15 protein-coding genes and 8 pseudogenes are annotated in these 24,084 nt (G+C 65.5%); 14 read left to right on the forward strand and 9 right to left on the reverse strand.

Annotation, left to right across the window (positions count from 1 at the left end; all coding sequences use genetic code 11):
• Positions 1-71 precede the first annotated feature (71 nt).
• The 3 genes and pseudogenes from G4G28_RS01915 to G4G28_RS01925 all read right to left on the reverse strand — a co-directional run bounded on the left by G4G28_RS01915 (position 72) and on the right by G4G28_RS01925 (position 1,724).
• Positions 72-904, reverse strand: a pseudogene (locus G4G28_RS01915) (HDOD domain-containing protein).
• A 71-nt stretch (positions 905-975) separates the two neighbouring features.
• Positions 976-1,257: a hypothetical protein gene (locus G4G28_RS01920; RefSeq protein ID WP_182990645.1), complete on the reverse strand. Its 282-nt coding sequence runs from the start codon at positions 1,255-1,257 to the stop codon at positions 976-978.
• Positions 1,254-1,724 (reverse strand): MarR family winged helix-turn-helix transcriptional regulator, encoded by a 471-nt coding sequence (locus G4G28_RS01925; protein WP_182990646.1) that lies wholly within the window; start codon positions 1,722-1,724, stop codon positions 1,254-1,256. The genes G4G28_RS01920 and G4G28_RS01925 overlap by 4 nt, the downstream gene beginning before the upstream one ends.
• A gap of 217 nt (positions 1,725-1,941) precedes the next feature.
• Here G4G28_RS01925 and G4G28_RS25055 point away from each other — a divergent pair.
• The 3 genes and pseudogenes from G4G28_RS25055 to G4G28_RS01935 all read left to right on the forward strand — a co-directional run.
• Positions 1,942-2,196, forward strand: a pseudogene (locus G4G28_RS25055) (multidrug DMT transporter permease); the annotation flags it as partial.
• A gap of 335 nt (positions 2,197-2,531) precedes the next feature.
• Positions 2,532-2,771 (forward strand): EamA family transporter, encoded by a 240-nt coding sequence (locus tag G4G28_RS25060; protein ID WP_229507851.1) that lies wholly within the window; start codon positions 2,532-2,534, stop codon positions 2,769-2,771.
• Positions 2,772-2,792: 21 nt separating this feature from the next.
• Positions 2,793-3,729: pseudogene (locus tag G4G28_RS01935) on the forward strand (GlxA family transcriptional regulator).
• Position 3,730: 1 nt separating this feature from the next.
• Here G4G28_RS01935 and G4G28_RS01940 read toward each other — a convergent pair.
• The 3 genes from G4G28_RS01940 to G4G28_RS01950 form a co-directional block, all read right to left on the reverse strand.
• Positions 3,731-4,048: a Dabb family protein gene (locus tag G4G28_RS01940; protein ID WP_182990648.1), complete on the reverse strand. Its 318-nt coding sequence runs from the start codon at positions 4,046-4,048 to the stop codon at positions 3,731-3,733.
• 66 nt (positions 4,049-4,114) lie between these two features.
• Entirely contained in the window at positions 4,115-4,555 is a 441-nt protein-coding gene (locus G4G28_RS01945) for a GFA family protein (RefSeq protein ID WP_182990649.1), read from the reverse strand.
• A 57-nt stretch (positions 4,556-4,612) separates the two neighbouring features.
• The gene (locus tag G4G28_RS01950) at positions 4,613-5,290 is read right to left on the reverse strand and encodes a glutathione S-transferase family protein (RefSeq protein ID WP_182990650.1); all 678 of its coding nucleotides are present in this window, start codon (positions 5,288-5,290) and stop codon (positions 4,613-4,615) included.
• Between the two features lie 255 nt (positions 5,291-5,545).
• Between G4G28_RS01950 and astC the strand changes: the two genes are divergently transcribed.
• The 8 genes and pseudogenes from astC (at position 5,546) to G4G28_RS01990 (ending at position 19,269) form a co-directional block, all read left to right on the forward strand.
• A complete protein-coding gene (astC, locus tag G4G28_RS01955) occupies positions 5,546-6,790 on the forward strand; it encodes an acetylornithine/succinylornithine family transaminase (protein WP_182990651.1) in 1,245 nt (414 codons plus the stop codon).
• 91 nt (positions 6,791-6,881) lie between these two features.
• Positions 6,882-7,906: pseudogene (locus tag G4G28_RS01960) on the forward strand (arginine N-succinyltransferase).
• A 10-nt stretch (positions 7,907-7,916) separates the two neighbouring features.
• Entirely contained in the window at positions 7,917-8,948 is a 1,032-nt protein-coding gene (astA, locus tag G4G28_RS01965; protein ID WP_182990653.1) for an arginine N-succinyltransferase, read from the forward strand.
• Positions 8,941-10,420 (forward strand): annotated as a pseudogene (gene astD / locus G4G28_RS01970) (succinylglutamate-semialdehyde dehydrogenase). The gene astA and the pseudogene astD overlap by 8 nt, the downstream one beginning before the upstream one ends.
• A 2-nt stretch (positions 10,421-10,422) precedes the next feature.
• Positions 10,423-11,764: pseudogene (gene astB / locus G4G28_RS01975) on the forward strand (N-succinylarginine dihydrolase).
• Between the two features lie 406 nt (positions 11,765-12,170).
• Positions 12,171-16,875: pseudogene (locus G4G28_RS01980) on the forward strand (NAD-glutamate dehydrogenase domain-containing protein).
• 4 nt (positions 16,876-16,879) lie between these two features.
• On the forward strand, positions 16,880-17,875 hold the full coding sequence (locus G4G28_RS01985; protein WP_182990656.1) for a succinylglutamate desuccinylase: 996 nt from the start codon (positions 16,880-16,882) through the stop codon (positions 17,873-17,875).
• Positions 17,876-18,148: 273 nt separating this feature from the next.
• Positions 18,149-19,269, forward strand: a pseudogene (locus G4G28_RS01990) (NADH:flavin oxidoreductase/NADH oxidase).
• Between the two features lie 132 nt (positions 19,270-19,401).
• On the opposite strand, the gene G4G28_RS01995 reads toward G4G28_RS01990, so the two are convergent.
• Positions 19,402-20,595: a globin domain-containing protein gene (locus tag G4G28_RS01995; protein WP_182990658.1), complete on the reverse strand. Its 1,194-nt coding sequence runs from the start codon at positions 20,593-20,595 to the stop codon at positions 19,402-19,404.
• 82 nt (positions 20,596-20,677) lie between these two features.
• Positions 20,678-21,142, reverse strand: coding sequence for an Rrf2 family transcriptional regulator (locus G4G28_RS02000; RefSeq protein ID WP_182990659.1), 465 nt, complete (start codon positions 21,140-21,142; stop codon positions 20,678-20,680).
• 175 nt (positions 21,143-21,317) lie between these two features.
• On the opposite strand from G4G28_RS02000, the gene G4G28_RS02005 reads away from it, so the two are divergent.
• The 3 genes from G4G28_RS02005 to G4G28_RS02015 all read left to right on the forward strand — a co-directional run bounded on the left by G4G28_RS02005 (position 21,318) and on the right by G4G28_RS02015 (position 23,736).
• A complete protein-coding gene (locus G4G28_RS02005) occupies positions 21,318-22,784 on the forward strand; it encodes an APC family permease (RefSeq protein WP_182990660.1) in 1,467 nt (488 codons plus the stop codon).
• Between the two features lie 126 nt (positions 22,785-22,910).
• Complete coding sequence (locus G4G28_RS02010; protein WP_182990661.1) at positions 22,911-23,348, forward strand: thiol-disulfide oxidoreductase DCC family protein; 438 nt, start codon at positions 22,911-22,913, stop codon at positions 23,346-23,348.
• On the forward strand, positions 23,338-23,736 hold the full coding sequence (locus tag G4G28_RS02015; RefSeq protein ID WP_182990662.1) for a DoxX-like family protein: 399 nt from the start codon (positions 23,338-23,340) through the stop codon (positions 23,734-23,736). Before G4G28_RS02010 ends, G4G28_RS02015 begins: the two co-directional genes overlap by 11 nt.
• Before the next feature lie 42 nt (positions 23,737-23,778).
• On the opposite strand, the gene G4G28_RS02020 is transcribed toward G4G28_RS02015, so the two are convergent.
• Entirely contained in the window at positions 23,779-23,949 is a 171-nt protein-coding gene (locus G4G28_RS02020; RefSeq protein WP_183107978.1) for a hypothetical protein, read from the reverse strand.
• Between the last annotated feature and the right edge of the window lie 135 nt (positions 23,950-24,084).

Here is a 24,084-nt window from a genome sequence, read left to right on the forward strand (position 1 = left end):
AGGCGGGTGATCAGGCGCGGAATTGCCAATGTGATTTGAACGCATGGGCGGGGAACCCGCCTATCCTACGTTCACAACAGCGCCGAGGTCAGGCTCTTCACTTCGTGAGCCGACTCTTCCATGATGCGCGCCAGCGTGCCGTCGCCCACCGCGAAATCGATGCTCGCGGCCGCATAGACCGTGGTGGCGCCCGGGCGTTCCAGCAGGGGCGAGCGCACCGGCGACAAGTCGTTGGCCAGCAACAGGGTGTCGCCCAGGGTTTCCGGCGGCAGTGCGCGCAGACCGTTCCACATCGCTTCGATCGCCCCCATGACGGAAGCCGGCACGCCCAGGCGCAACAACACGCCGCGGCCGATCGCCACTTCGCCGTGCTCGAGCCAGTCGTCGGCATCGCCGTCGAGCAGGCCCGGGTATTCATGGGCGCGCGACAGCATGTAGAAGCCGCCCACCTCGTGCACGATGCCGGCGAACATCGCCGTTTCCGGATCGACAAAGGAGACGCGGCGCGCGATCACCTGGCCAGCGCGGCCACGTGGGCCGAATGGCGCCACAGGGCATCGGCGCGGGCGCGCAGGCCGGGGTCGGTGATTTCGCTGCTCAGCTGGCGCACGATGACGCTGGCCGCCAGCGCGCCCAGCGTGCGGAAGCCGACGCGCTGGACCGCGGCGCGGACGTTGGTGACGTCGTTGCCCGAGCGGTTATAGGTCACGGAATTGGCGATCGCAACCGTGCGCGCCGCCAGCAGGGGCTCGGCCTGCACCAAGCGCGCGGCGGCGTCGGCGTGGCAATCGGGATCGTTCAGGGCCCGTTGCAGCCTGAGCGTGGCGTCCACATTGGTCGGGAAACTGAGTTCGCCGCGGGTAGCCTGGGCCGCGATACTCTTGAGGGCGTCGAGTCTGTCCATCGAAAAATTATACCTCCTTCGACAAACCAACTATCAGAAATTTTGCCCCAGAGCACTTTTTACAACGCGCTTCATGCTTCGCTGAAGATCGCGTCGCAGCCGTCTTTCGGTTCTTCCGTGTCCTGCAGTTCGTCGACGAGGCCCAGGTCGAACAGCTCTTCGACGGCATTCATGAAGCTGTTGAGCTTCGTGGCACCGATGAGGCGATAGATTTCGCCGGCCTCGTTGCGCACGCCAATCAGCATTTCTTCCTGGCGCACTTCTTCTTCCGGCGCCACATCGAGCAGGATGTTGCCGATGATGTGCTTGTCGAAATGGGCGGGCTTTTTGCCTGCGAGAAGGGTCGTTTTCAAGATTGTTCCTTTTGTTGTGGTGATAAGGGGGCAGGACGCCCGGCCCGGACTATGCGCTCGCGCAGCTTCCTCAGGACCTCATCCATCTCGTCGAACTCGGTGTCGCTACAGTCCACAAACAGCTGCTTGCCATGCGCCACCACCTGCGGGAACACCTCCCGGAAGACGGCCTCGCCGGCAGGCGTCAGGCTGACATGGAAGGAGCGCTTGTCGTCACTGCTGCGTGCGCGTACGACCAGGCCCTTCTGTTCGAGGCGTTCGATGACGCCCGTCAGCGTTCCCTTTGTGATCAGGGTGCGCTCGCCCAGTTCCTTGTAACTCATTCCAGGCGTATTGCCCAGCGTGGCGATGATGTCGAACTGCGGGTGCGTCAGGCCGTATTGCCGCACCGATTCGCCCGTGAACCGCTCGAAGCCCTGCAGGCACTCGGCCAGCAAACGGACGCTCTTTAGATATCGTTCCCCCATGAACAGCGATTATAGCCGCCGGCAGCCCTGGCGGCGCTTAACAATATGCCATCGTTGTCTCATTGTCTCCAGCAGAGGGAAGGGCGCCGCCGTTCGCCTTTTACGGCCGAGCGGCGTACCATACGCGTTTTTGCCGATCCACCACATGACCCGCCACCTCCACGGCATCCTTGCCCTGCTCGTCGTCACCCTCGTCTGGGGTACCACCTTCCCCGCCATGAAGGATTTGACGGGCCATTTCTCGGCCGTGTGGATCATCCTGGTGCGCTTCGCGCTGGCGGCGCTGCTGCTCTCTCCCTTCCTGTGGCGCGCGCGCCTGGCCGACCTGCGCTCGGGCATGCTGCTGGGCGTATTGCTGTTCTTCTGCTTCGTGTTCCAGGTCGAGGGCCTGGCGCTGACGACGTCCAACCGCAACGCCTTCATCTGCGGCCTGAACGTGCTGGTGGTGCCGCTGCTCGGCGTGCTGGGCGGACGCCTGCCGGAGCGCCGCATCGTGCTGGCACTCGTCATGTCGATCGCGGGCCTGGCCGCCCTGTGCTGGGACGGCGGCGCCTGGAGCACGGGCGATTCGCTCGCCCTGATGAGCGCCCTGTGCTTCGGCGTGTACATCAAGGCGATGGAAGTGCGCACCCGCAACGCGACTCGCCTGCTGAGCGTGACCGCCAGCCAGATCGGCACTGTCGCCCTGTGCGCACTGCTGTGGCTGCTGGCGCGCGAACTACCGGGCGACGCCGTGACCGCACCGCCTGGCTGGACGGCGTGGTGGCCGGCATTGGCCAGCACGGCTGGAACTTCGCCTACACGGGCGTGGTCGCTACCGCCGCCATCATCTCGCTGCAGACCTGGGGCCAGTCGCGCACCTCGGCCAACGAAGCGGCCGTCGTCTACGCCTTCGAGCCGGCCGCCGCCGCATTCTTCGGCTACTTCTGGCTGGGCGAAGCCTTGAGCCTGCGCGGCTGGCTCGGCGGCTTGTTGTTGATCTCCGGTATGATAGTCAGTCAATGGAACTCCGAAAGCCGGCCCGCCGCCGCGCTCGCTCCCGAGTGATGATCTTGCCCCGCTTAACCGATGCCGCATGACCTGTCCCTCCTGGCCCAGGAAAGGCCGCTGCGCGTCCTGCTGGTGAACGCCGGCGAGCCGGACACGCTGACCTGGTCCGGTCTGGTGCAGCCGCTGCGCATGGCCGCGAAGATCCTCGGCCCGGAACGCCTGCACGTCGATGTGCGCAGCCCCGATAAATTCACGGGCGACAGCCAGCGCCACTGGCACCGGGTGCTGCTGGCCGCCGACGAAGCGCAAGCCGGCTTAACCCCTGCCAACTTCCGCGCCCGGTCGCACGCTGCCGCGCCGCACCCTTCTGGGGCGGGGTCGGTGCTGGCGTGCTGTGGCTGGCCGAGGCGGGCGCCCTGAATGGCGCGCGCACCGCGCTGCCTTGGTCGCTGTATGCGGATGCCGACAGCCGTGCCGACCAGGCAGTGTTCACCCCGCACCTGTACGACATCGACGGCGACCGACTGACCTGCTGCGGCGGCGCTGCCAGCATCGATTTCGCGCTGACCCTGATCGAGATCATTTTGGAGCCGGCGTGCAGGCGCCGGTAAAGGAATTGCTGTGCGTCGACCGCGTGCGCGGCCGCGAAGAGCGCCAGCGCGTGGCCCTGCAGGCGCGCTTCGGCACCCTGCAGCCGAAGCTGACGGAAGCGGTGACGCTGATGGAAGCGAACATCGAGGAGCCGCTGTCGACCGACGAAATCGCCCAGCTGGCCGGCGTCTCGCGGCGCCAGCTCGAGCGCCTCTTCAAGCAATACCTCGGCACGCTGCCCTCACGCTACTACCTGGAACTGCGCCTGCAACGGGCGAGACAGCTACTGCTCGATACGAATCACTCGATCGTGCAGGTGGGGCTGATGTGCGGCTTTTCGTCGGGCTCGCACTTTTCGACGGCCTTTGGGGCGCTGTTTGGCAACACCCCTCGGGAAGAGCGGCAGCGGCGCCTGGCCGAGTGACTTACTGCGCCCAGTAATCGATCACCAGCGAGCGCGCCAGCACAGCGCCCAGCGTACCGACAAACGCCTCGTGCGCCGGATGGACCAGATAGCCATCGCGGTCCTCGTTGTTCGCAAACGTCAGCGTGAAGCAGTGGGTAAAACCGTCGTTCAGGCCTTCCGGGCTGACGTTCGTACCCCATTCGTAGGAGACGATGCCGGGAATGGCACCCGGGAGCTTGCCGAAACCGGACACGATGGCGTCGACCTGTTCAGGGGAGGCTTCCGGCTTGAAGGCGAACAGGACGACGTGGCGCAGGGCAGGGGAAGTAGCGGACATGGATTAGCGAGGTTGGCAAAAGATGCATAATCTTACCCAACCGCCCGGGAAGGGAGCACGCGCTTGTCAGCTTGCCCCTGACGCTGGCGACGCGGCTTGGCCCCGGCGCGGCCCCTCTGCAACATTCCTCATGTCCGCGATATTGTCGGTCCACGCCAGCTTGCTGTCGCAATAGATGTTGATGGCAGGGCGCAGCTGCGCCGCGTCGCGCAGGGTGCCCAGGTAGAGCATGCGCAAACCCGGATAGGTCGTGGGATTGGCATTGAACAGGGGCGTGGCGCAATGAGGGCAGAAATGCTTCGAGGTGCGCTCGGTGACGGTATAGGCACCCAGGTCTGCCTCGCCACGTATGAAGCGCAGGGTCTGCGAGGGAATCACGACATAAGTGGAAAACGCGCCGCCGTTCATCGTCCGGCACATCGTGCAATGGCAGTTCAATACCTGGACCGGGTCGCCATCGAAGGCATACGCGATCGCGCCGCAATGGCATGTTCCGTTACTCGTCAAGAGCCGCTCCCATTGTGTCAATACGCATCATTTTACGTGACTCAGCAGCGGAACGTGTCACGGAGCCTGGGTTGGCATGGCGGGCGCCGGCGTCAGGCTGACGCCTTGTGCCGCGGCCGCCTCGCGTTCCGCCGCGCAGGCACGTGCGAAGGCCGGACGCGCCTTCAGCCGCTCCAGGTAACGATCCACGACGGCGGAGAATTGCGGCCGCAATCCCAGGTATTCGGCCAGCAGCAAGGCATAGCCGACGGAGATGTCGGCGACCGTGAAGCGTCCCATGCACAGGTAATCTTGCGTGCTCAGCGGCGCTTCCAGATTGCGCAGCCGCGACAGGAACCAGCGCGTGTAGTCTTCCGCGACCTGGGCGTTGCGGCGCCCGGGCGGCTCGAAGCGCGCGTAGCGCAGGATCAGGGTTTGCGGGAAGGTCAGGGTCGCTTCGCCGAAGTGCAGCCAGTTGAGAAAAGGACCGTAGTCAGGCTCCTCGCGCGCCACCGTCATCGATGCCGGTCCGTAGCGCTCGGCCAGGTAGTGGCAGATCGCCGCCGATTCCGTCATCCGCAGCTCGCCATCGAAGAATGCCGGCACCGTTCCCAGCGGGTTGATTTCCAGGTAGGCCCGGTCGTGGACGCGCGGCGGGAAGGGGAGCATGTTCAGCCCGTAGGGAAGGCCGAGCTCTTCAAGTGTCCAGAGCACCCGGAACGAGCGCGCGGCGATGCAATGGTACAGGGTGATCATGTTCTCTCCGTTTACCTGTTGGCTTCCTCCAGATCCGCACGATAGCGCGATCTTGGCTGCGTATTGCCGACTGTTGACGCAGTTTGCACCAGGAACGCCCGATCGCGGGGTTTTGTTGCCGCTTTTTGCCTCGGCCAAAAATGAAAATCCCCGTCGCACTTATGTAAGAAGTTGACAGACCGCCTTCCTATAATGATCAGGTTCGGCGCCCGTGTCCTGGTGCGCCTGTCACTCTCACCGGATGAGGAAAAAGAGATGAATGCAAAGTTGGAAACTGGTGTCACCACGCGGCCTGTCACTCGCCAGACCTTCGACGAAGTCCTCGTCCCGACCTACGCCCCGGCAGCCATGGTGCCGGTGCGCGCATCGGGCCTGGATGTGTGGGACCAGGACGGCAAGCATTATCTCGATTTCACCTCCGGCATCGCCGTTTCCAGCCTGGGTCACGCCCACCCGGTGCTGGTCGACGCGCTGACGAAGCAGATCAACACCCTCTGGCACCTCGGCAACGGCTACACCAACGAGCCGGTGCTGCGCCTGGCCACGGCCCTGACCGAAGCGACCTTCGCCGACCGCGCCTTCTTCTGCAACTCGGGCGCGGAAGCGAACGAAGCGGCCCTGAAGCTGGCCCGTAAATACGCGCACACCAAATTCGGTGCCCATAAATCGCGCATCATTTCCTGCCTGTCGTCCTTCCACGGCCGCACGCTGTTCACCGTCTCGGTCGGCGGCCAGCCGAAGTACACCGAAGGCTTCGAGCCGCTGCCGCAGGAAATCAACCACATCCCGTACAACGACATCGAAGCGGCGCGCACTGCGATTGGCGACGACGTCGCCGCTGTGATCGTCGAGCCGATCCAGGGCGAGGGCGGTGTCATCCCGGGCAACAAGGACTACCTGAAAGCCCTGCGCGAATTCTGCGACAAGACCGGCGCCCTGCTGATTTTCGACGAAGTGCAGTCGGGTGTCGGCCGCACCGGCGCCTTCTATGCCTACATGGACACCGGCGTCACCCCGGACATCCTCACCAGCGCCAAGGCACTGGGCAACGGCTATCCGATCGGCGCCATGCTGACGACCAATGAGATCGCCCAGCACTTCAACGTCGGCTCGCACGGCACCACCTACGGCGGCAACCCGCTGGCGGCCACCGTCGCACTGAACGTGGTCGGGATGATCAACCAGCCGGCTTTCCTGGCACGCGTCAAGGAAGCGAGCAGCAAGATCTTCGCCAACCTGGAAAAGCTGAGCGCCGACTACCCGCAGCTGTTCGGCAAGGCGCGCGGCCAGGGCTTGCTCATCGGCCTGCCGCTGGCCGAAGGTTTTAAAGGCCGCGCCAAGGACATCACCAAGATCGCCGAGAAGATGGGCATGATGTTGCTGATCGCCGGCCCGGATGTGATCCGCATGGCACCGGCGCTGATCGTCTCCGACGAGCAGATCATGGAAGCGGACCGCATCCTGCGCGCCGCGGTCGACGAGTTCCTGGCCGCCGCCTGATCCACCGGCCAGTCGTCCCGCCAGAGCGGCCCGCACCTCGATGCGGGCCGTGCTTCGTTCGTAGCAAGGTGTCGCAGTGATAGGAGTTCCCATGTATGTAGTCCGTCCGGTAGAACTAACGGATGTCGGCGCGCTGGAGTCCCTGGCCGCCGTGATGACGCCCGGCGTGCACACGCTGCCGCGCACCCGCGATACCATCGCCGCTTTCGTCGAGCGCTCGATGGCCTCGTTCGCCGCCCAGGTAGACATTCCGAGCGAGGAGTCCTACCTGTTCGTGCTGGAAGACACCGCGAGCGGCGAAGTCCTCGGCACCGCAGCGGTGCACGCCTCGGCCGGCTCGAACGGCACGTATTTCGCGTTCCGCAACGACGTCATCCAGCAGGTCTCGCGCGACCTGAACATCTGCCACAGCGTCCATGCGCTGACGCTGTGCTCGGAGCTGACCGCCTGCTCGCAGCTGGCCGGCTTCCACCTGCGCGAGCACGAACGCGCCGGCATCGAGGCCGCGCTGCTGTCGCGCGCGCCCTGCTGTACGCGGTGCTGGCGCCGCACCGCTTCGGCGACCGCTTCTTCGTGCCGCTGGCCGGCGTGACCGACAGCGAAGGCCAGTCGCCGTTCTGGAATGCTCTGGGGCGCAAGTTCTTCAAGATGGATTTCCTCGACGCCGAACGCGTCATCGGTGGTGCGCGCAATCGCACCATGATCGTCGAGCTGATGCCGCACTATCCGGTCTACGTGCCGCTGCTGCCGGGCGATGCCCAGGCGGCGATGGGCCAGATCCACCCGAGCGGCCAACTGGCATTCGACCTGCTCACCGCCGAGGGCTTCGAAGCGGACGAATATGTCGACATCTTCGACGGCGGCCCGATCCTGGCGGCGCATAAACTGTCGCTGCGCTCGTTCTGCGGCTCGCAACAGCGCCGTGTCGAGGATGCGCCTGCAACGCCTGGCGACAACCTGGTCACCTATGCGGTTGCCACCAATGCCGAACGCTTCCGCGCCATCACGGTCGCCTGTCCGCCGGTCGATACCTCCGACGTCGTCTTCCTGCCGCGCGAAGCGCAGGAGGCGCTCGGTGTGCGCGCCGGCGACTCCGTCATCTGCGTCAGAATCTGAAAGAGGCACCATGTTCGTCATTCGTTCCATTCAAGCCTCCGACCTCGACGCCCTGATCGACATGGCGACCCAGGTCGGCAGCGGCATGACCACCCTCAAGCCCGACCGCAAGATGCTGGGCGACCGCGTCGAATGCGCCGTCGCCTCCTTCCACGAAGCGATTTCGCCGGAGAAGCGCGACTACATGTTCGTGATGGAAGACACCGCCAACGGCAAGCTGGCCGGGGTGTGCGCCATCAAGAGCGCTGTCGGCCTGACCGAACCGTTCTACAACTACCGCATCGGCACCCTGGTGCACTCCAGCCGCGAACTGAACGTGTTTACGCGCATGGAGACGCTGTACCTGTCGAACGACCTGACCGGGGCGTCCGAACTGTGCTCGCTGTTCCTGCAGCCGGACTACCGTACCGGCTACAACGGCAAGTGGCTGTCGAAAAGCCGTTTTCTGTTCATCGCCCAGTTCCAGCAGCTGTTCACCGAGAAGATCATCGCCGAGATGCGCGGTTACCTGACCGACGACGGCACCAGCCCCTTCTACGAAGGCCTGGGCCGCCACTTCTTCAAGATGGATTTCGATCACGTCGACGGCCTCACCGCGATCGGCAAGAAATCCTTCATCGCCGAACTGATGCCGCGCCAGCCGCTGTACGTGGACTACCTGCCGCAGTCGGCGCGCGAAGTGATCGGCCAGGTGCACCGCTCGACACTGCCGGCGCGTAAGCTCCTCGAGCAGGAAGGCATGCACTACGAGGGCTATGTCGACATCTTCGACGCCGGCCCGGTGCTGCAGGGCCGCGTGGCCGAGCTGCGCGGTGTGCGCGACAGCGTGCTGCGCGTGGCCCTTGAGGCCCGCCCGGAAGGCGAAACCGAATGCCTGCTGGTGTCGAACACGAAGCTGGACGATTTCCGGATGGTGCTGGCCCAGACCACGACCGACGGCGCCGACATCGCGCTGTCGGCGCAGGAACTGGCGCTGCTGCATGTTCAGGCGGGCGACCCGGTGCGCACGCTGTCACTCAACGTAAGGAAGAACAATGGCTAACCTGTCGAACTACATCAATGGCGAATGGCTTGCTGGCAGTGGCGCTGAGCTGGTTACCGTCGACCCGTCCACCGGCCGCCAGACCTGGACCAGCAACGAATCCACTGCGGAGGATGTGCAGCGCGCCGCCGAAGCCGCGCGCGACGCCTTCGAATCCTGGGCGCTGCGCCCACTGGAAGAGCGCATCGCCATCGCCACGCGCTTTCGCGACCTGCTGAAGGAACACGGCGAGGAGCTGGCCGCCATCATCGCCGAGGAAGTGGGCAAGCCTTTGTGGGAAGCGCGTACCGAAGCGACGACCATGGCGAATAAAATCGACATCTCCGTCCAGTCCTACGGCGCGCGTACCGGCGAGACGGCCGCCAGGGTCGCCGACGGCAACGCCGTGCTGCGCCACCGTCCGCATGGCGTGTTCGCCGTGTTCGGTCCATATAACTTCCCCGGCCACCTGCCGAACGGTCACATCGTGCCGGCTCTGATCGCCGGGAACACGGTCGTCTTCAAGCCGAGCGAATACGCGCCGCGCACCGCCGTGAAAACGGTGCAGCTGTGGGAACAGGCCGGCCTGCCGAAGGGCGTGCTGAACCTGGTCAATGGCGGCCGCAACACCGGGATCGCCCTCGGCCAGAATGACCTGATCGACGGCGTGCTCTTCACCGGCAGCAGCCAGACCGGCGCCGCCCTGCATAAGCAGTTCGGCGGCCAGCCGGGCAAGATGCTGGCGCTGGAAATGGGCGGTAACAACCCGCTGGTGGTCTGGAACCTGAACGACAACCCGAAAGACATCGACGCGGCCGTGCACCACGCCGTGATGTCGGCCTTCATTTCGGCCGGCCAGCGCTGCACCTGCGCACGCCGCCTGGTGGTGCAGGACAACGAGCAGGGCCGCAAATTCATCGACCGCCTGGTGGACGTGGCTTCCAAACTGCAGGTGGGCGCCTCGAACGCCGAGCCGCAGCCCTTCATGGGCCCTGTTGTGTCAAGCGCCGTGGCCGCGCGCCTGGTGCAGGCCCAGCTCGACATGGCAGCCAAGGGTGGCAAGGTGCTGCTGCAGATGCGCCAGCTCGACCCGAACGCCGGCTTCGTCACGGCCGGCATCGTCGACGTCACCGACGCGCAAGGCATTCCCGACGAAGAGTGGTTCGGCCCGCTGCTGCAGATCATCCGCGTAAGCGATTTCGACGCCGCCGTGCGCCGCGAATGCCACCGAATTCGGCCTGGCCGCGGCGCTGCTGTCGCCGTCGGAAGAGCTGTGGAAGCGCTTTGCCGTGCGTGCGCGCGCCGGCATCGTCAACTGGAATCGCCCGACCACGGGCGCGGCCAGCTCGGCACCGTTCGGTGGCGTCGGCAAGTCCGGCAACCACCGTCCGAGCGCCTACTATGCCGCGGACTACTGCGCCTACCCGGTCGCCTCGATCGAGACGGCTGAACTCGAAATGCCGGCCAAGCTGTCGCCGGGCCTCTCCTTCTGATTATGCGTAACGCTCGCGAATACAACTTCGATGGCCTGGTAGGGCCTTCCCACAACTACGCCGGCCTCTCGTTCGGCAACGTCGCCTCGTTCAGCAATGTGCGCAGCGCCTCGAACCCGAAACTGGCCGCGCTGCAGGGCCTGGCCAAGATGCGCGACCTGGCCGCGCGCGGTTTTGCGCAGGCCGTGATGCCGCCGCAGGCGCGTCCGAACTTCCGCCTGCTGCGCCAGCTCGGCTTCTCGGGCACCGACGCCGACGTGCTGGCGCAAGCCTGGCGCGAAGCGCCGGTGATCCTGTCCTGCGCCTGGTCGGCCGCGCCCATGTGGACCGCCAATGCGGCCACCGTCAGCCCGTCCGCCGACACCCGCGACGGCCGCGTGCACTTCACCGCCGCTAACCTGAACAACAAGCTGCACCGCTCGGAAGAGCATGTGCAGGCCACGCGCACGCTGCGCGCGATTTTTGCGAACCACGACCACTTCGTGGTGCACGACCCGCTGCCGCCAACGCCGGCTTTCGGCGACGAGGGCGCGGCGAACCACACCGCTTCGCGGCCGACCACGGTGCGCCAGGCGTCGAGTTCTTCGTGTATGGTCGCGTCGAGTTCGACCCGTCGGCACCGTTCCCGAAAAAATACCCGGCACGCCAGACCCTGGAAGCCTCGCAGGCCGTCGCGCGCCTGCATGGCTGGATCCGGCCCGTACCGTGTTCGCGGCGCAGAACCCGGACGTGATCGACCAGGGCGTGTTCCACAACGACGTGATCGCAGTCGGCAACGGCAACGTCCTGTTCTATCATGAGCAGGCCTTTGCGGACGAGGCGGCAACGCTCGAGGCGCTGCGCCGGTCTGTCGCCGGTGTCGAGGTCGACCTGGTGCCGGTGCGCGTCGACGGCGGCATGGTGCCGGTGGCCGATGCGGTGGCCAGCTACCTGTTCAACAGCCAGCTGCTGTCCAAGCCGAACGGCAGGATGGCGCTGCTGGTACCGCACGAATGCCGCGAGAACCCGGCGGTCGCGAACTACCTGGCGGGGCTGGTGGCAAGCGGCGGGCCGATCGACGAACTGCTCGAATTCGACCTGCGCCAGAGCATGCGCAACGGCGGCGGCCCCGCCTGCCTGCGCCTGCGCGTGGCGCTGACCGACGAACAGGCGGCCAGCCTGCACGGCGGCGTGATCATGAACGACGCGCTCTATGCGCAGCTGGTGGCCTGGGTCGAGAAGCATTATCGCGATCATGTGGAGCCGAAGGACCTGGCGGATCCGCAGCTGGCGATCGAGTGCATGACGGCGCTGCAGGCGCTGGAGGGCATTTTGGGTCTGCCGGGCTTGTACGATTTTTCGTGATGGCGCCGATGTTCGAACGGTGACACAGCGTGGGCTCAAGAGCCCACCCTACGGTCGCCGGGCTGTATGATTTTTGTGATGGCGCCGAGGCTCCTGACTCCACGCGGTACGGCAGCAGAACAGAGTCAACGCGGCACGCGTAGCGCCGCGCGTTTCGTAGGGTGGGCTCTTGAGCCCACGCGGTACGGCAGCAAAACAGAGATAACGCGGCACGTGAACGCGCCGCCAGCAGCAAGGAACACTTAACGCGGCACGCATAAGCGCCGCCTTGATAACGAAACACGCTTCCGGGACAAGGAAGCCGAGAGACCTGGACGGGACAACCCTGTCCACCAAACGCCGGTCCGCGCAGAGCCACAAGCCGTAGCGCGAACAGGCGACAACATTCGCTTTTGGAGAAGCAACAATGAACGACATGTCGCAAGATTTGCGTACCCAGACCCTGGCCCTGGTCAGCAACCAGCAGCAGCCAGCCGGCGGCGCATCCGACCAGGTACGCGCGCTGATCAGCGCCTGGCTCGGCTCGCTCGACGAAGAAGACCTGGCCGGTACCGCGCCGCAATCGCTGGCGCCCGTGCTGTGGGAAGGCTTCACGCAAGCGGCCAGGCGCACCGTGCCTGGCTGCCAGATCGCGCAACTGCAGTATGTGGACGCCAAGGGCAACAAGGACACGGCACTGCTGATCCTGAACGAAGACATGCCTTACCTGGTCGACTCTTTCGTCATGGTTCCCTGCGCAAGGAGCGCGTCAGCGCCGCCGGCGTGATGAACGCCGTGCTGCCGGTCCAGCGTGACGCCAGCGGCGTCGTCACCAGCGTCGGCGATGCCGGCGCCCCGCTCGAATCCTATGTGCTGGTGCTGCTCAACGACGAGCCGAGCTTCGAAGAACTCGACAAGCTGACCGCGCGCATCCGCATGGTCGCCAACGACGCCGCCGTCGTGCACCGCGATGCCGTCACCATGGGCGACCGCCTGACCGAGGTGGCCGCCGCGGCCGCCGCCAACGGTAGCCCGGCCGGCCAGGAAGTGGCCGCCTTCCTCGAATGGGCCAAGAACGAAGGTTTCGAGCCGTTCGGCTACGCCTACTATGTCGTGCAGCCGGGCCAGAACGAACTGGCACGCGACGTGCCGAGCCGCATCGGCGTGCTGAAGGACACCTCGCACCCGGTCTACGGCACCTGCCTGGCCAACATCCCCGGCGAACTCAATACCCTCTCGGCACGTGCCGAGACCCTGTCGATCGTCAAGGCCGACGTCGAAGGCACGCTGCACCGCGACCAGCCGCTCGACTTCATCGGCGTGCGTAACACCGACGCGCAAGGCAACATCCTCGGCGAACACTGCTTCGTCGGCCTGTTCAGCCGCGCCGCCACGGCGACCCGCTGGCGCGCCTGCCGTTCGCGCGCGGCCGTGTGGCGAAAGTCCTCTCCCTGGCCGGTGTGCGCCAGGAAGGCTTCCGTGCCGAGAAATTCCTCGAGATCCGGAATCGCTGCCGCGCACCGAAGCGCTGGAAGCCGATCCGGAATGGCTGGCGCAAGTCTGCAGCTCGGTCGTCTCGCTGTACAAGCAGCCGCGCGCGAAAGTCTTCGCCCGCCGCGACGTCTACGGGCGTCACCTGAACGTGCTGGTCTACCTGCCGCGCGAGCGCTACAGCGCCGCGGTGGCGGCCTCGCTGGCGCAGGCCCTGAAGGAAAGCTCGGGCGCGCATGACGTGCGCCAGCAGACCATGGTCGCCGACGGCCCGCTGGCCCGCGTCTACCTGATCGCCCATGGCGCACGCAACCCGCTCGACCTGGAAACCGATATCCAGCGTCCGCTGCTGTCGGTAATGGACGACTGGCATGACCGCTTCGCCGCGCTGACCAACGACGACGTGCAGGATCCGGCTCTGCGCAGCAGCCTGCGCAAGCTGGTCGCAACGCTGCCCGTGAACTACATCACCGCGACGGAACCGTCGGTTGCCTTCCGCGACCTGCAGGCCGTCATGAAGAACGGCCAGCCAGACCACGTGTCGGTCCGTATCGAAGCCGGCGACGCAGGAGGCGCTTCGGTGCGCCTGTACTCGGGCGACACCGTGCCGCCGCTGTCGCGCATCCTGCCGGCCCTGCATAACGCCGGCGTCGCCATCGACCGCGAGCAGACCTACAAGATCACCACCGCCGATGGCGCCCGCCACTACGTGACCGCACTGGCAGTCGATGCCGAATCGGCCGCCAAGCTGGCGAAACCCGGCATCGTCAATGTCGCCGAAGAGCTGTTCGCAGCCCTGTTCAATGGCGAAGCCGAAGACGGCCGCATGAACGGCCTGTCGATCGAAGGCGGCCTGTCGATGCGCGAAGTACAGCTGGTGCGTGCCTACATCAGCTACTGGCGCCAGCTTGGCTCGAAGTTCTCGGTGCGCTACATGGCCGAGACCCTGCGCGCCCAGCCGGCACTGGTCAAGGAGTTCGTCACCGCTTTCCTGCAGCGCTTCAACCCGGCACTCGCTGAGTCGGAACGCGCCGCGGGCAGCGCCAAGCTGGCCTCGCTGCGCGCCGGCCCTGTCGAGCGTGAACCACGCCGACACCGAGGAAATCATGGCGGCCCTGGTCGACCTGGCCCTGGCCACCGTGCGCACCAACTACTTCCAGAACGGCGGCGAGAAGATCATCTTCAAGTTCGACACCAGCAACCTGGCGCTGGCACCGGAACCGCGTCCGTACCGAGAGATCTACGTGTTCTCGCGCCGCTTCGAAGGCGTGCACCTGCGCGGCGGCCCGGTCGCCCGCGGCGGCCTGCGCTGGTCGGACCGCATGGAAGACTACCGTACCGAAGTGCTGGGACTGGTGAAGGCGCAGATGGTCAAGAACGCCGTCATCGTGCCGGCCGGCTCGAAGGGCGGTTTCGTCTGCAAGCAAATGCCGAAGGACGCCGCCCGTGAAGTCGTGGCGGCCGAAGGCGAAGCAGTCTACCGCCTGTTCATCGCCAGCCTGCTGGAAGTGACCGACAACCGCGTGCGCGGCGACATCGTGGCACCGGAATCGACCGTGCGCTACGACCAGAACGACCCGTATCTCGTGGTGGCTGCCGACAAGGGCACCGCAACCTTCTCCGACATCGCCAACAGCATCGCCGTCCAGCGCGGCTTCTGGCTGGGCGACGCGTTCGCGTCGGGCGGCTCGAACGGTTACGACCACAAGAAGATGGGCATCACCGCGAAGGGCGCCTTCGAAGCGGTCAAGCGCCACTTCTACGAGATCGGCCACGACATGAGCACGACCCCGATCACCATGGTCGGCGTGGGCGACATGTCGGGTGACGTGTTCGGCAACGGCGTGCTGCTGTCGCGCCAGCTGAAGGTGCTGGCCGCATTCGACCACCGCCACATCTTCCTCGATCCGACCCCGGACGTCGAAGTCTCGTTCAAGGAGCGCCAGCGCATGTTCGCGCTGCCACGTTCCTCGTGGGAAGACTACGATAAATCGCTGATCTCGCAGGGCGGCGGCGTGTACCCACGCTCGGCCCGTTCGATCGAGCTGACCCCGCAGGTACGTGCTGCCCTCGACATCGAGGAAACCTCGCTGGCGCCGGAAGAGCTGATGCACCGCATCCTGCTGGCGCCGGTCGACCTGTTCTACAACGGCGGCATCGGTACCTACATCAAGTCCTCGAACGAGACCCACGCGCAGGTGAAGGACCGTGCCAACGACCGCATCCGCGTCAACGGCAACGAACTGCGCTGCAAGGTGGTCGCCGAAGGCGGCAACCTGGGCGCGACCCAGGCCGGCCGCATCGAGTTCGCCCTTGCCGGCGGCCGCATCTTCACCGATGCCATCGACAACTCGGCGGGCGTGGACTGCTCGGACCACGAAGTCAACATCAAGATCTGGCTCGATACCGAAGTCAGCGCCGGCAAGCTGCCGGAAAGCCAGCGTAACAGCATCCTGAACGACATGACCGGCGACGTCGAGAAGCTGGTCCTGCGCGACAACACGCAGCAGACCCACCTCTTGACCCGCGAAGCGCAGGCGCAGAGCAACGGCGCGATCGTCGACAGCTACGCCGCCCTGATCACCAGCCTGGAATCGGAAGGCGCCGTCTCGCGCGAACTGGAACAGCTGCCGCTCGACACCGAACTGCAGCGCCGCAAAGCGCTGGGCGCCGGCCTGACCACGCCGGAACTGGCGGTGGTGGTTGCCAACGTCAAGAACCGCTTCAAGCGCATCCTGGCCGCGCTGCCGCTGACGGACGAGCCATGGGCCGATACCGTACTGCGTCCTTACTTCCCGGCGCAGCTGGTCGCGACCCGCGATCCGCTCGACCACCCGCTGGCCAATGCCATCCTGGCCACCGTGCTGACCAACGAGGCGGTCAACCGCTGCGGTCCGCTGATGATTCGCGACCTGGCCGCCGAACACCGCGTCGACGAAGCCGAAGTCGTGAAAGCCTGGGGCCGTGCCTGGTCCGCGCTGAACCTGGCGCCGGTATTCGACGCGCTCGACGCCGACGCGCTGAAGGTGCCGCGTGACGTGTCGGTGGCGGTCGATGCGCGCACCCGTGCGCTGCTGCGCGCCGTGATCGAAGGCGTGTTGTCGCTGCCGCAGGGCACGGACGGAATGGATGAGTTGTCCTCCTTGTTCGCCAACGGCGAGCAGCTGCGCCAGCTGATGCCGGCCAAGACGGAAGCCGACGGCTACGCCGGCCTGAACGCGGGCTTCGTGCAGGCCTGGAAGGCGGTCGAAACCATCGAGTCGCTGGCCACCTTCCTGTTCGCCGCCGTGTCGGTACATCGTCCAGCGGGCATGTCGCTGGCCCAGTTCCTGCAGGTCGGCATGGCGCTGCGTGAAAAAGCCGGCATCGACACGCTGGAACGCGGCCTCAAATTGCCGCCGCAGAGCAAGTCGCAGGAACAGCTGCGCAACTACGCGATGCAGGCACTGCGCCGCACCCAGCAGCGCCTGCTGTTGCAGGTGATCGAGCGTGCCGGCAGCGGCGATGCGCTGGCGGCAGTCGATACGGTGACCACGGACATGGGCTTGACCGGCTACGCGCCGGCCACCGACCTCGAACAGGCAATGCTGGACGTCTGGTCGCTGTCGGAAGGCTCGAACCCAGAACGCCTGGCTGCCTGAGGCAATGAGCGCACCCTCGACCCCCGTGGTAGCTGACGCGGTGCGCGCGCTGGCCGAAGCCGATTTCGGCCAGGTCGCGCAGCGCTTCACGGACGCCGGCTTCGTCGTCGGGCTGCCCGCCAGGGGCATCCTGACGGTGAAGGGCGTGCAGCCGGCGACGCGGCCGGCTGTGCTGCTGTCGGTTGGCGTGCATGGCGACGAGACCGGGCCGATCGAAATGGTCGCGCACGTGATCGAAGCCCTGTCGCGCGAGCCGCAGGCCCTCGCCGTTGACCTGATGCTCTGCGTCGGCAACATCGATGCCATCGCCGCCGGCAAGCGTTTCCTCGATGCCGACTTGAACCGCATGTTCAAACCGGACCGGGGCGCGCTGGCGGGCAGCGCGGAAAGCGCGCGCGCCGATGAATTGATCGCCGCCACCGACGCTTTTTTTGCCGGCGCCGGGCCGGTGCGCTGGCATCTCGACCTGCACACGGCGATCCGCGCCTCGCACTATCCGATGTTCGCGATCGTGCCGGACCTGATCGCCGAGGGGGCCAAGCGCGCGCTGATCGACTGGCTGGGGCAGGCGGCGATCGGTGCGCTCGTCATGAACCCGAAGTCGGCGGGTACCTACAGCTATTATTCGGCGGAGCACCATGGCGCGGCAGGCAGCACCGTGGAGCTGGGTCGGGTCGGCACGCTGGGGCAGAACAACATGGCGCAGTTCGCCGATTCGTCCGCGGCGCTCGATGGCCTGCTGCGCGGTGTGCCGGTGGAAGCGAAAACCCAGCCGCATGTGTTCAAGGTGGCGCAGGAGATAGTCAAGCTGTCCGACGGTTTCAAGATGGGCTTCTCGCGCGAGACACCGAACTTCGCTTCGCTCAAGCGGGGCGAGGTGATCGCCACCGATGGGGATACCGTGTACACGGTGTTCCATGAGGAGGAGCTGGTGGTGTTTCCGAATCCGGATGTGCGGGTCGGATTGCGCGCCGGCTTGATGGTGGTGCGCGTGGAATAAGCTGCGTTTTGTCTTCGAAAAAGCCGCGAGTGATCGCGGCTTTTTTATGTAGGGTGGGCGCCCCGTGCCCACGCGGACATCTGCGTCGTGACGCCGCCAGCTCCGGTGGCGCTGCGCAGTTACCTCGATTGAGCGCGCCACTGTGCACGCCTCCGCGTGGGCTCGGGGCGCCCACCCTACGATATACGCGCGAGCCCGGGTTTTCCCTTGCGCCTGCACAATTGAGCCATGTTCGCTAGACTTTGCGCTTCGAACAAGCACCGGAGTCGCCGCATGAGCAGCCTGCTGTTTTCCCCCTACCAACTCGGACCGCTCGCGCTGTCCAACCGTATCGCCATCGCCCCCATGTGCCAGTACTCGGCCGATGAAGGCCACGCCACCGACTGGCACATGATCCACCTCGGCAGCCTGGCATTGTCCGGCGCCTCGCTGCTGATCATCGAGGCCACCGCCGTCACGCCCGAAGGCCGCATTTCGCCGGACGACCTGGGCCTGTGGCAGGATTCCCAGCTCGACGCCCTGAAGCCGGTCATTGCCGCCATCCGCCGCCATTCCCCGATCAAGATCGCGGTGCAGCTGGCGCATGCGGGCCGCAAGGCCTCGAGTGCCGCGCCCCTGGCTGGGCGGCGCCAACATCAAGCCGGATGAGCCGCGCGGCTGGCAGACCGTGGCACCCTCAAGCCTGGCGCATGCCGAGGGCGAGACTGTGCCCGAGGCGCTGGATGCGGCCCGGCCTGCAGCGCATCAAGCAGGGTTTTGTGGACGCGGCCCGGCGCAGCTGCGAGCTGGGGCTCGATGCGATCGAGCTGCACGGCGCCCACGGCTACCTGATGCACCAGTTCCTTTCCCCCTTGTCGAACACGCGCAGCGACGAATACGGCGGCTCGCTGGAAAACCGCATGCGCTTCCCGCTCGAGGTGTTCAGCGCGGTGCGCGCGGCGGTGCCCTCGTCGATGTCGGTCGGGATGCGCATTTCGGCCACCGACTGGGTGGAAGGAGGATGGGAAGTGGAACAAAGCGTCCGCTTTGCCCAGGAGCTGGAAAAGCTGGGCTGCCATTTCATGCACGTGTCCAGCGGTGGCTTGTCGCCGCAGCAGAAGATTCCGGTGGGTGCCGGCTACCAGATCGCTTTCGCCGAGCGCATCAAGCGCGAAACGGGCATGCCGACGATCGGCGTCGGCCTGATCACGGAGCCGCAGCAGGCCGAACACATCCTGCAATCGGGCCAGGCCGACATGGTGGCGCTGGCGCGCGCGATGCTGTACGACCCGCGCTGGCCCTGGCACGCCGCCGCCGAACTGGGCGCCCAGGTGGATGCGCCGCCGCAATACTGGCGCTCGCAGCCGCACCAGTACAAGAAGCTGTTCGGGGAGACGCGGCTGGGGCAGCGGTAGCTGGACGGCTGTGCCGTCCAAGCGTTCAAAGCACGCCAGCATTGACGCGAGGTTTCGAGATCTGGCTGAACGCGTAGGCGGGAGACCCGCCTACGCTACGGGTGCACGTAGCCGTGGTCGACGGCGCATGGTTTACAGCAAATGATCCAGCAGCTCAGGCCCGAACACTTCGCGGTGCAGGCGCTCGGCCGGGACGCCCGCGTTCAGCAAGGCCAGCCACTGCGCCTGCATGAATTTCAAGGGGCCGCACAGCCAGACGTCGGTCGTGGCGAGGTCCCAGGCCGGCAGGCGTGTGACGTCCATGCGGCCCGCCAGCACACCCGCGGCGTCGCCAGCTTCCTCGTAAAAGGTCGCCACATGCAGGTTCGGCATGACGGCCTGGGCGGCGGCAACGTCGCTTCGCAAAGGGTGATGGCGGGCGTCGCGCGCGGCATGGGCGAAGATCACCCGGCGCTGCGGGTGCACCATGGCGATGCGGTTCAGGCTTGATACCATCGGCGTGATGCCGACGCCCGCCGACAGCAGCACGATCGGCGCATCGGACTCGGTATCGGGCGTGAATTCGCCGAAGGGATGGGTCACCTGCAGCACGCTGCCGACAGTGACGTTGTCATGGATCCAGTTCGAGACTTCGCCGGCCGGCACCTGGTCCAGCGCATCCTCGCGCTTGACGGAGATGCGCAGGCTGTCCTTGCCCGCCGCATCGGACAGGCTGTACTGGCGCAGCTGGTGGCGCCCGCCCGGCAGGTCGACGGCAACGCTGACGTACTGGCCGGCCTGGAAGGGCGGCAGCGGCTTGTCGTCATTCGGCACGAAGCGCACCGACAGCACGTTGTCGCTCTCGCGTTTGACTTCCGTGACGCGCATCGGCCGCGTCTCGCCCGGTTCGACACCGGCCGTGCTGTACATCTCGGCCTCGGCGCCGATCAGCAAATTCGCCAGCGAGTTATAGGCCTCGGCCCAGGCGTCGAGCAGGGGCTGCGTGGCCGCATCGCCCAGCGTCGTCTTGATGGCGCCCAGCAGGTGGCGCCCGACGATGGGATAGTGCTCGGCGCGGATGCCGACCGACACATGCTTGTGGACGATGCGTTTCACCACGGGTCCCAGCGCCTCCGGCGTGCCGATATTGGCGGCGTAGGCGAACACGGCCGAGGCCAGCGACTGCTGCTGGGCGCCGCGCGCCTGGTTGCCCATGTTGAACAGGCGCGTCAATTCCGGATGCTCACCCAACATGTTCTTGTAGAAGAGGGTGGTGATCGTCATTCCATGGTCGCGCAGGACAGGGACGCTGGCATCGATATACGGACGGGAGGCGGCGGAAATCATGGTAGGTTCCTTATATGGTGCATTTTGAATGCAACTTTAAGCTTCAAAAAAACGCCCGCAGCGCGAGCGATCCTTTGCCGGTTCAGGCAGAGCCGGCGGTTGTTCCACTCCAGAACATCCGGTGCATGCGGACGATCTGCTCGCCCGTGGCGCCGGCCGTCACATGGGCCAGCGTGTGGCGGTCCATCTCCTGGTAGAAGGCACGCATGCCCGCCTTCAGGATGCCGCGCAGCTGGCAATCCAGGCTGAGGCCGCATTTCGCCGCTTCGCAGTCGACCAGTTCGTCATCGCCCTCGAGTTCGCGCAATACCTGGCCAACCGTCAGCGTACTCGGGTCGGCCGCCATGCGCAGGCCGCCATTGCGTCCGCGCGTGGCCTGCACCCAGCCGGCGCGGGCGAGGTGGCCGACCACTTTCACCAGGTGGTTCAGCGGAATATCGAACTGCTTGGCGATCTCCGCCACCGTCACCGGATGGGGGCGTTCGCCGGCGCGCTCGAGGTAGATCAGCACGCGCAGGCCGATGTCGGAAAAGCGGGTCAGGCGCATTGGATGTCGTTTGGAAAGAACAGTTTTATTCTAACGCGAAAACTAGCATCAGTAATGCATATTTTACGAAAAACTATTTTCTCAACAACAGCGGAACGGCCCTATAATCGCGAACTTTGGCGGGTTTTCCTGCTCAGCCATTTCTTGTTTACTTGCGCGACTAAAGGACACTTTCGTGAATTTGACACTGGGCCAGAAGCTGTTTCGTACCAAATCGGCTGAGCGTGCGCACGAGGACAGCCAGGCCCACGGCGGCGGCCTGACCCGCTCGCTGGGTCTGTTCCCGCTGACGATGATTGGCGTCGGCGCCACGGTCGGCACCGGCATCTTCTTCACGATGGTCGAAGCCGTGCCCAAGGCCGGCCCGGCCGTGATCCTGTCCTTCCTGATCGCCGCATTGACCGCCGGCCTGACCGCGCTGTGCTACGCCGAACTGGCGGGGCGCGTGCCGGCCTCGGGCTCGTCCTATTCGTTCGCCTACGCCACCGTCGGCGAATTCGCCGCCTTCATCGTCGCCGCCTGCCTGTTGCTGGAATATGGCCTGGCCGGCAGTGCGGTGGCCATCGGCTGGTCCGATTACCTGAACAACTTCCTGCAAAACGCTTTCGGCTGGGAGATCCCGGCCCACCTGCGCTCGCCGATGTTCGTCTCGGACCACAGCAACCTGAGCGTCCACTCGGGCAACTTCAACCTGCCGCCGGTACTGCTGGTGATGATGTGCTGCGTGATGCTGGTGCGCGGCGCCAAGGAATCGGCCACGATGAACGCGATCATGGTGGTCATCAAGCTGGCGATCCTGGCCTTCTTCGCCGTCATCGCCTTCACCGGTTTCGACGCAAATAACTTCCAGCCCTTCTTCAATACCGACAACAGCAAGGGCTTCGCCGGCATGGCCGGCGTGACGGCCGCCGCCGGTACCGTGTTCTTCTCCTTCATCGGCCTGGACACCATCGCCACCGCCGGTGAAGAGGTCAAGGACCCGCGCCGCAACGTGCCGATCGGGATCCTGGCTGCCCTCGTCATCGTTACCGCCTTCTATTTGCTGGTCGCGCTGGCGGCCATGGGCGCGCAGCCTGCCCACCTGTTCGAAGGCCAGCAGGCCGGCCTGTCGGTGATCCTGCAGAACGTGACCGGCAAAGCCTGGCCGGCGCTGGTGCTGTCGGCCGGCGCGGTCGTTTCCGTGTTCTCCGTGACCCTGGTGACGATCTACGGCCAGACCCGCATCCTGTACGCGATCAGCCGCGACGGCCTGATCCCGAAGACTTTCCAGAAAGTGAATCCGCGTACCGGCGCACCGGTGAGCAACACGCTGATCGTCTGCCTGGTGGTGGGCCTGGTGGCCGGCCTGGTCGACTCGACCTTCCTGTGGGACATGGTCAGCATGGGAACGCTGACCGCCTTCATCGTCGTCTCGATCGCGGTACCGGTCATCCGCGCCAAGCAGGGCCCGAATGCCGAACACGGGTTCAAGGTGCCTTTCGGTCCCTACGTGATTCCGGGCCTCTCGATCCTCGCCTGCCTGTACATCATGAAGGACTTGCCACTGGCGACCTACCGCGTATTCTTCATCTGGATGGCGGCCGCGGTGGCGACCTACTTCCTGTACAGCATGCGCAATAGCCGGCTGAACAAGAAGGCCTAGCCCACCTCGCCAGGATGACCCAACGCCGCGCTCGACGCGGCGTTGTTGTTTCCTGGCAGAGAAGGGTGCTTGCGTCAGTGCAACACTCGCCGTACACTGGCCGGCAGAACCAGCGATCGAGACCATATGAAAGCCAACAGCAAGGTGCCGCATCTGCGGGAGGGGGAAAACCTGATCCTGTTCGACGGCGTATGCAAGCTGTGCAATGCATGGAACCACTTCATCGTCCGCCACGACCGGCAACGCAGGTTCAAGCTGGCGAGCGTGCAGTCCAGCGAAGGCCAGGCGATCCTGGCGCATTTCGGCTATCCGCTCGACCATTACGACACCATGCTGGTCGTGCACGGCGGTGCCTGTTATGAAAAAAGCGAAGCCTTCCTGCTGGTGATGCGCATGCTGGGTTGGCCCTGGCGCCTGGCGCTGCTCGCCAGGGTGGTGCCGGGGCTGCTGCGCAACTGGCTTTATGACCGCATCGCGCGCAACCGCTACCGGCTGTTCGGCAGATATGACTATTGCGCGCTGCCCAACCCTGAGCACGCAGGAAGGTACTTGAGTGGACACTAGACTGCTGAGGCGCATCCATCTGGCGGCACGCGCGGTGCTCGCCTTTGTCTTCATTTATCACGGCCTGGTACCGAAAATCCTCTGGCTCAGCCCCATCGAGACGGCCTTGACGAGCATCCATGGTGTCGATCCCACGGTCCTGTCGCCGCTGGCCGGTGGGATGGAAATCGTGCTGGGCGTGGCGCTGCTGGCCTGGCGCGGCAGCCTGGTGCCGGTGTATGCGGCGTTGCTGCTGCTGTTCGGACTGCTGCTCGACGTGATGATCGTGATGCCGGGGCTGCTGGCCGAAGCCTTCAATCCGCTGACGACGAACGTGGCGGCGATGTTCGCCGGCTATGTCGTCATCGTGACACAGCGCCACGCCAACGCGCATCGGCACTGGGCCTGAGCCCGCCCTGTCCCGATCCACGCCGCGGCCGTCGCGGCGTGTTCATTTCGGGCCGCGCGCGGGCGGATCCTGCGCCAGCGGACGCACATGGGTCAGCAGGCTGACCAGGGGCAGGTCGGCGATGACGGCGCGCCCCTGCGCCGCCTCCTGTGCCCGCAGCGGCGCGACTGCGACGGCCAGCGCACCCAGGCAAAGCCACCATGCATGCTTCATGGATCCTCCAAAGACGATGAGTTCGTAGCGCAAGCATAGCGCCATCGCGTGTTGGGGGCATCACGCTTGCAATGGATGGCCGACACGGAGGCCGAAAAAAAGCCACGCGCCTGGCGGCAGCGTGGCTTTGGCAAA

The organism is Massilia sp. Dwa41.01b (genome assembly GCF_014171775.1).
Lineage (GTDB): Bacteria > Pseudomonadota > Gammaproteobacteria > Burkholderiales > Burkholderiaceae_D > Telluria.

What these genes read in the sequence shown, in the direction of transcription:
- astA (WP_182990653.1), top strand. Translation starts at nt 7,917, where the DNA reads ATGTTCGTCATTCGTTCCATTCAAGCCTCCGACCTCGACGCCCTGATC.
- G4G28_RS02000 (WP_182990659.1), bottom strand. Translation starts at nt 21,142, where the DNA reads ATGCGCCTGACCCGCTTTTCCGACATCGGCCTGCGCGTGCTGATCTAC.
- G4G28_RS01985 (WP_182990656.1), top strand. Translation starts at nt 16,880, where the DNA reads ATGAGCGCACCCTCGACCCCCGTGGTAGCTGACGCGGTGCGCGCGCTG.
- G4G28_RS02010 (WP_182990661.1), top strand. Translation starts at nt 22,911, where the DNA reads ATGAAAGCCAACAGCAAGGTGCCGCATCTGCGGGAGGGGGAAAACCTG.
- G4G28_RS01925 (WP_182990646.1), bottom strand. Translation starts at nt 1,724, where the DNA reads ATGGGGGAACGATATCTAAAGAGCGTCCGTTTGCTGGCCGAGTGCCTG.
- G4G28_RS01940 (WP_182990648.1), bottom strand. Translation starts at nt 4,048, where the DNA reads ATGTCCGCTACTTCCCCTGCCCTGCGCCACGTCGTCCTGTTCGCCTTC.
- G4G28_RS02020 (WP_183107978.1), bottom strand. Translation starts at nt 23,949, where the DNA reads ATGAAGCATGCATGGTGGCTTTGCCTGGGTGCGCTGGCCGTCGCAGTC.
- G4G28_RS01950 (WP_182990650.1), bottom strand. Translation starts at nt 5,290, where the DNA reads ATGATCACCCTGTACCATTGCATCGCCGCGCGCTCGTTCCGGGTGCTC.
- G4G28_RS01995 (WP_182990658.1), bottom strand. Translation starts at nt 20,595, where the DNA reads ATGATTTCCGCCGCCTCCCGTCCGTATATCGATGCCAGCGTCCCTGTC.
- astC (WP_182990651.1), top strand. Translation starts at nt 5,546, where the DNA reads ATGAATGCAAAGTTGGAAACTGGTGTCACCACGCGGCCTGTCACTCGC.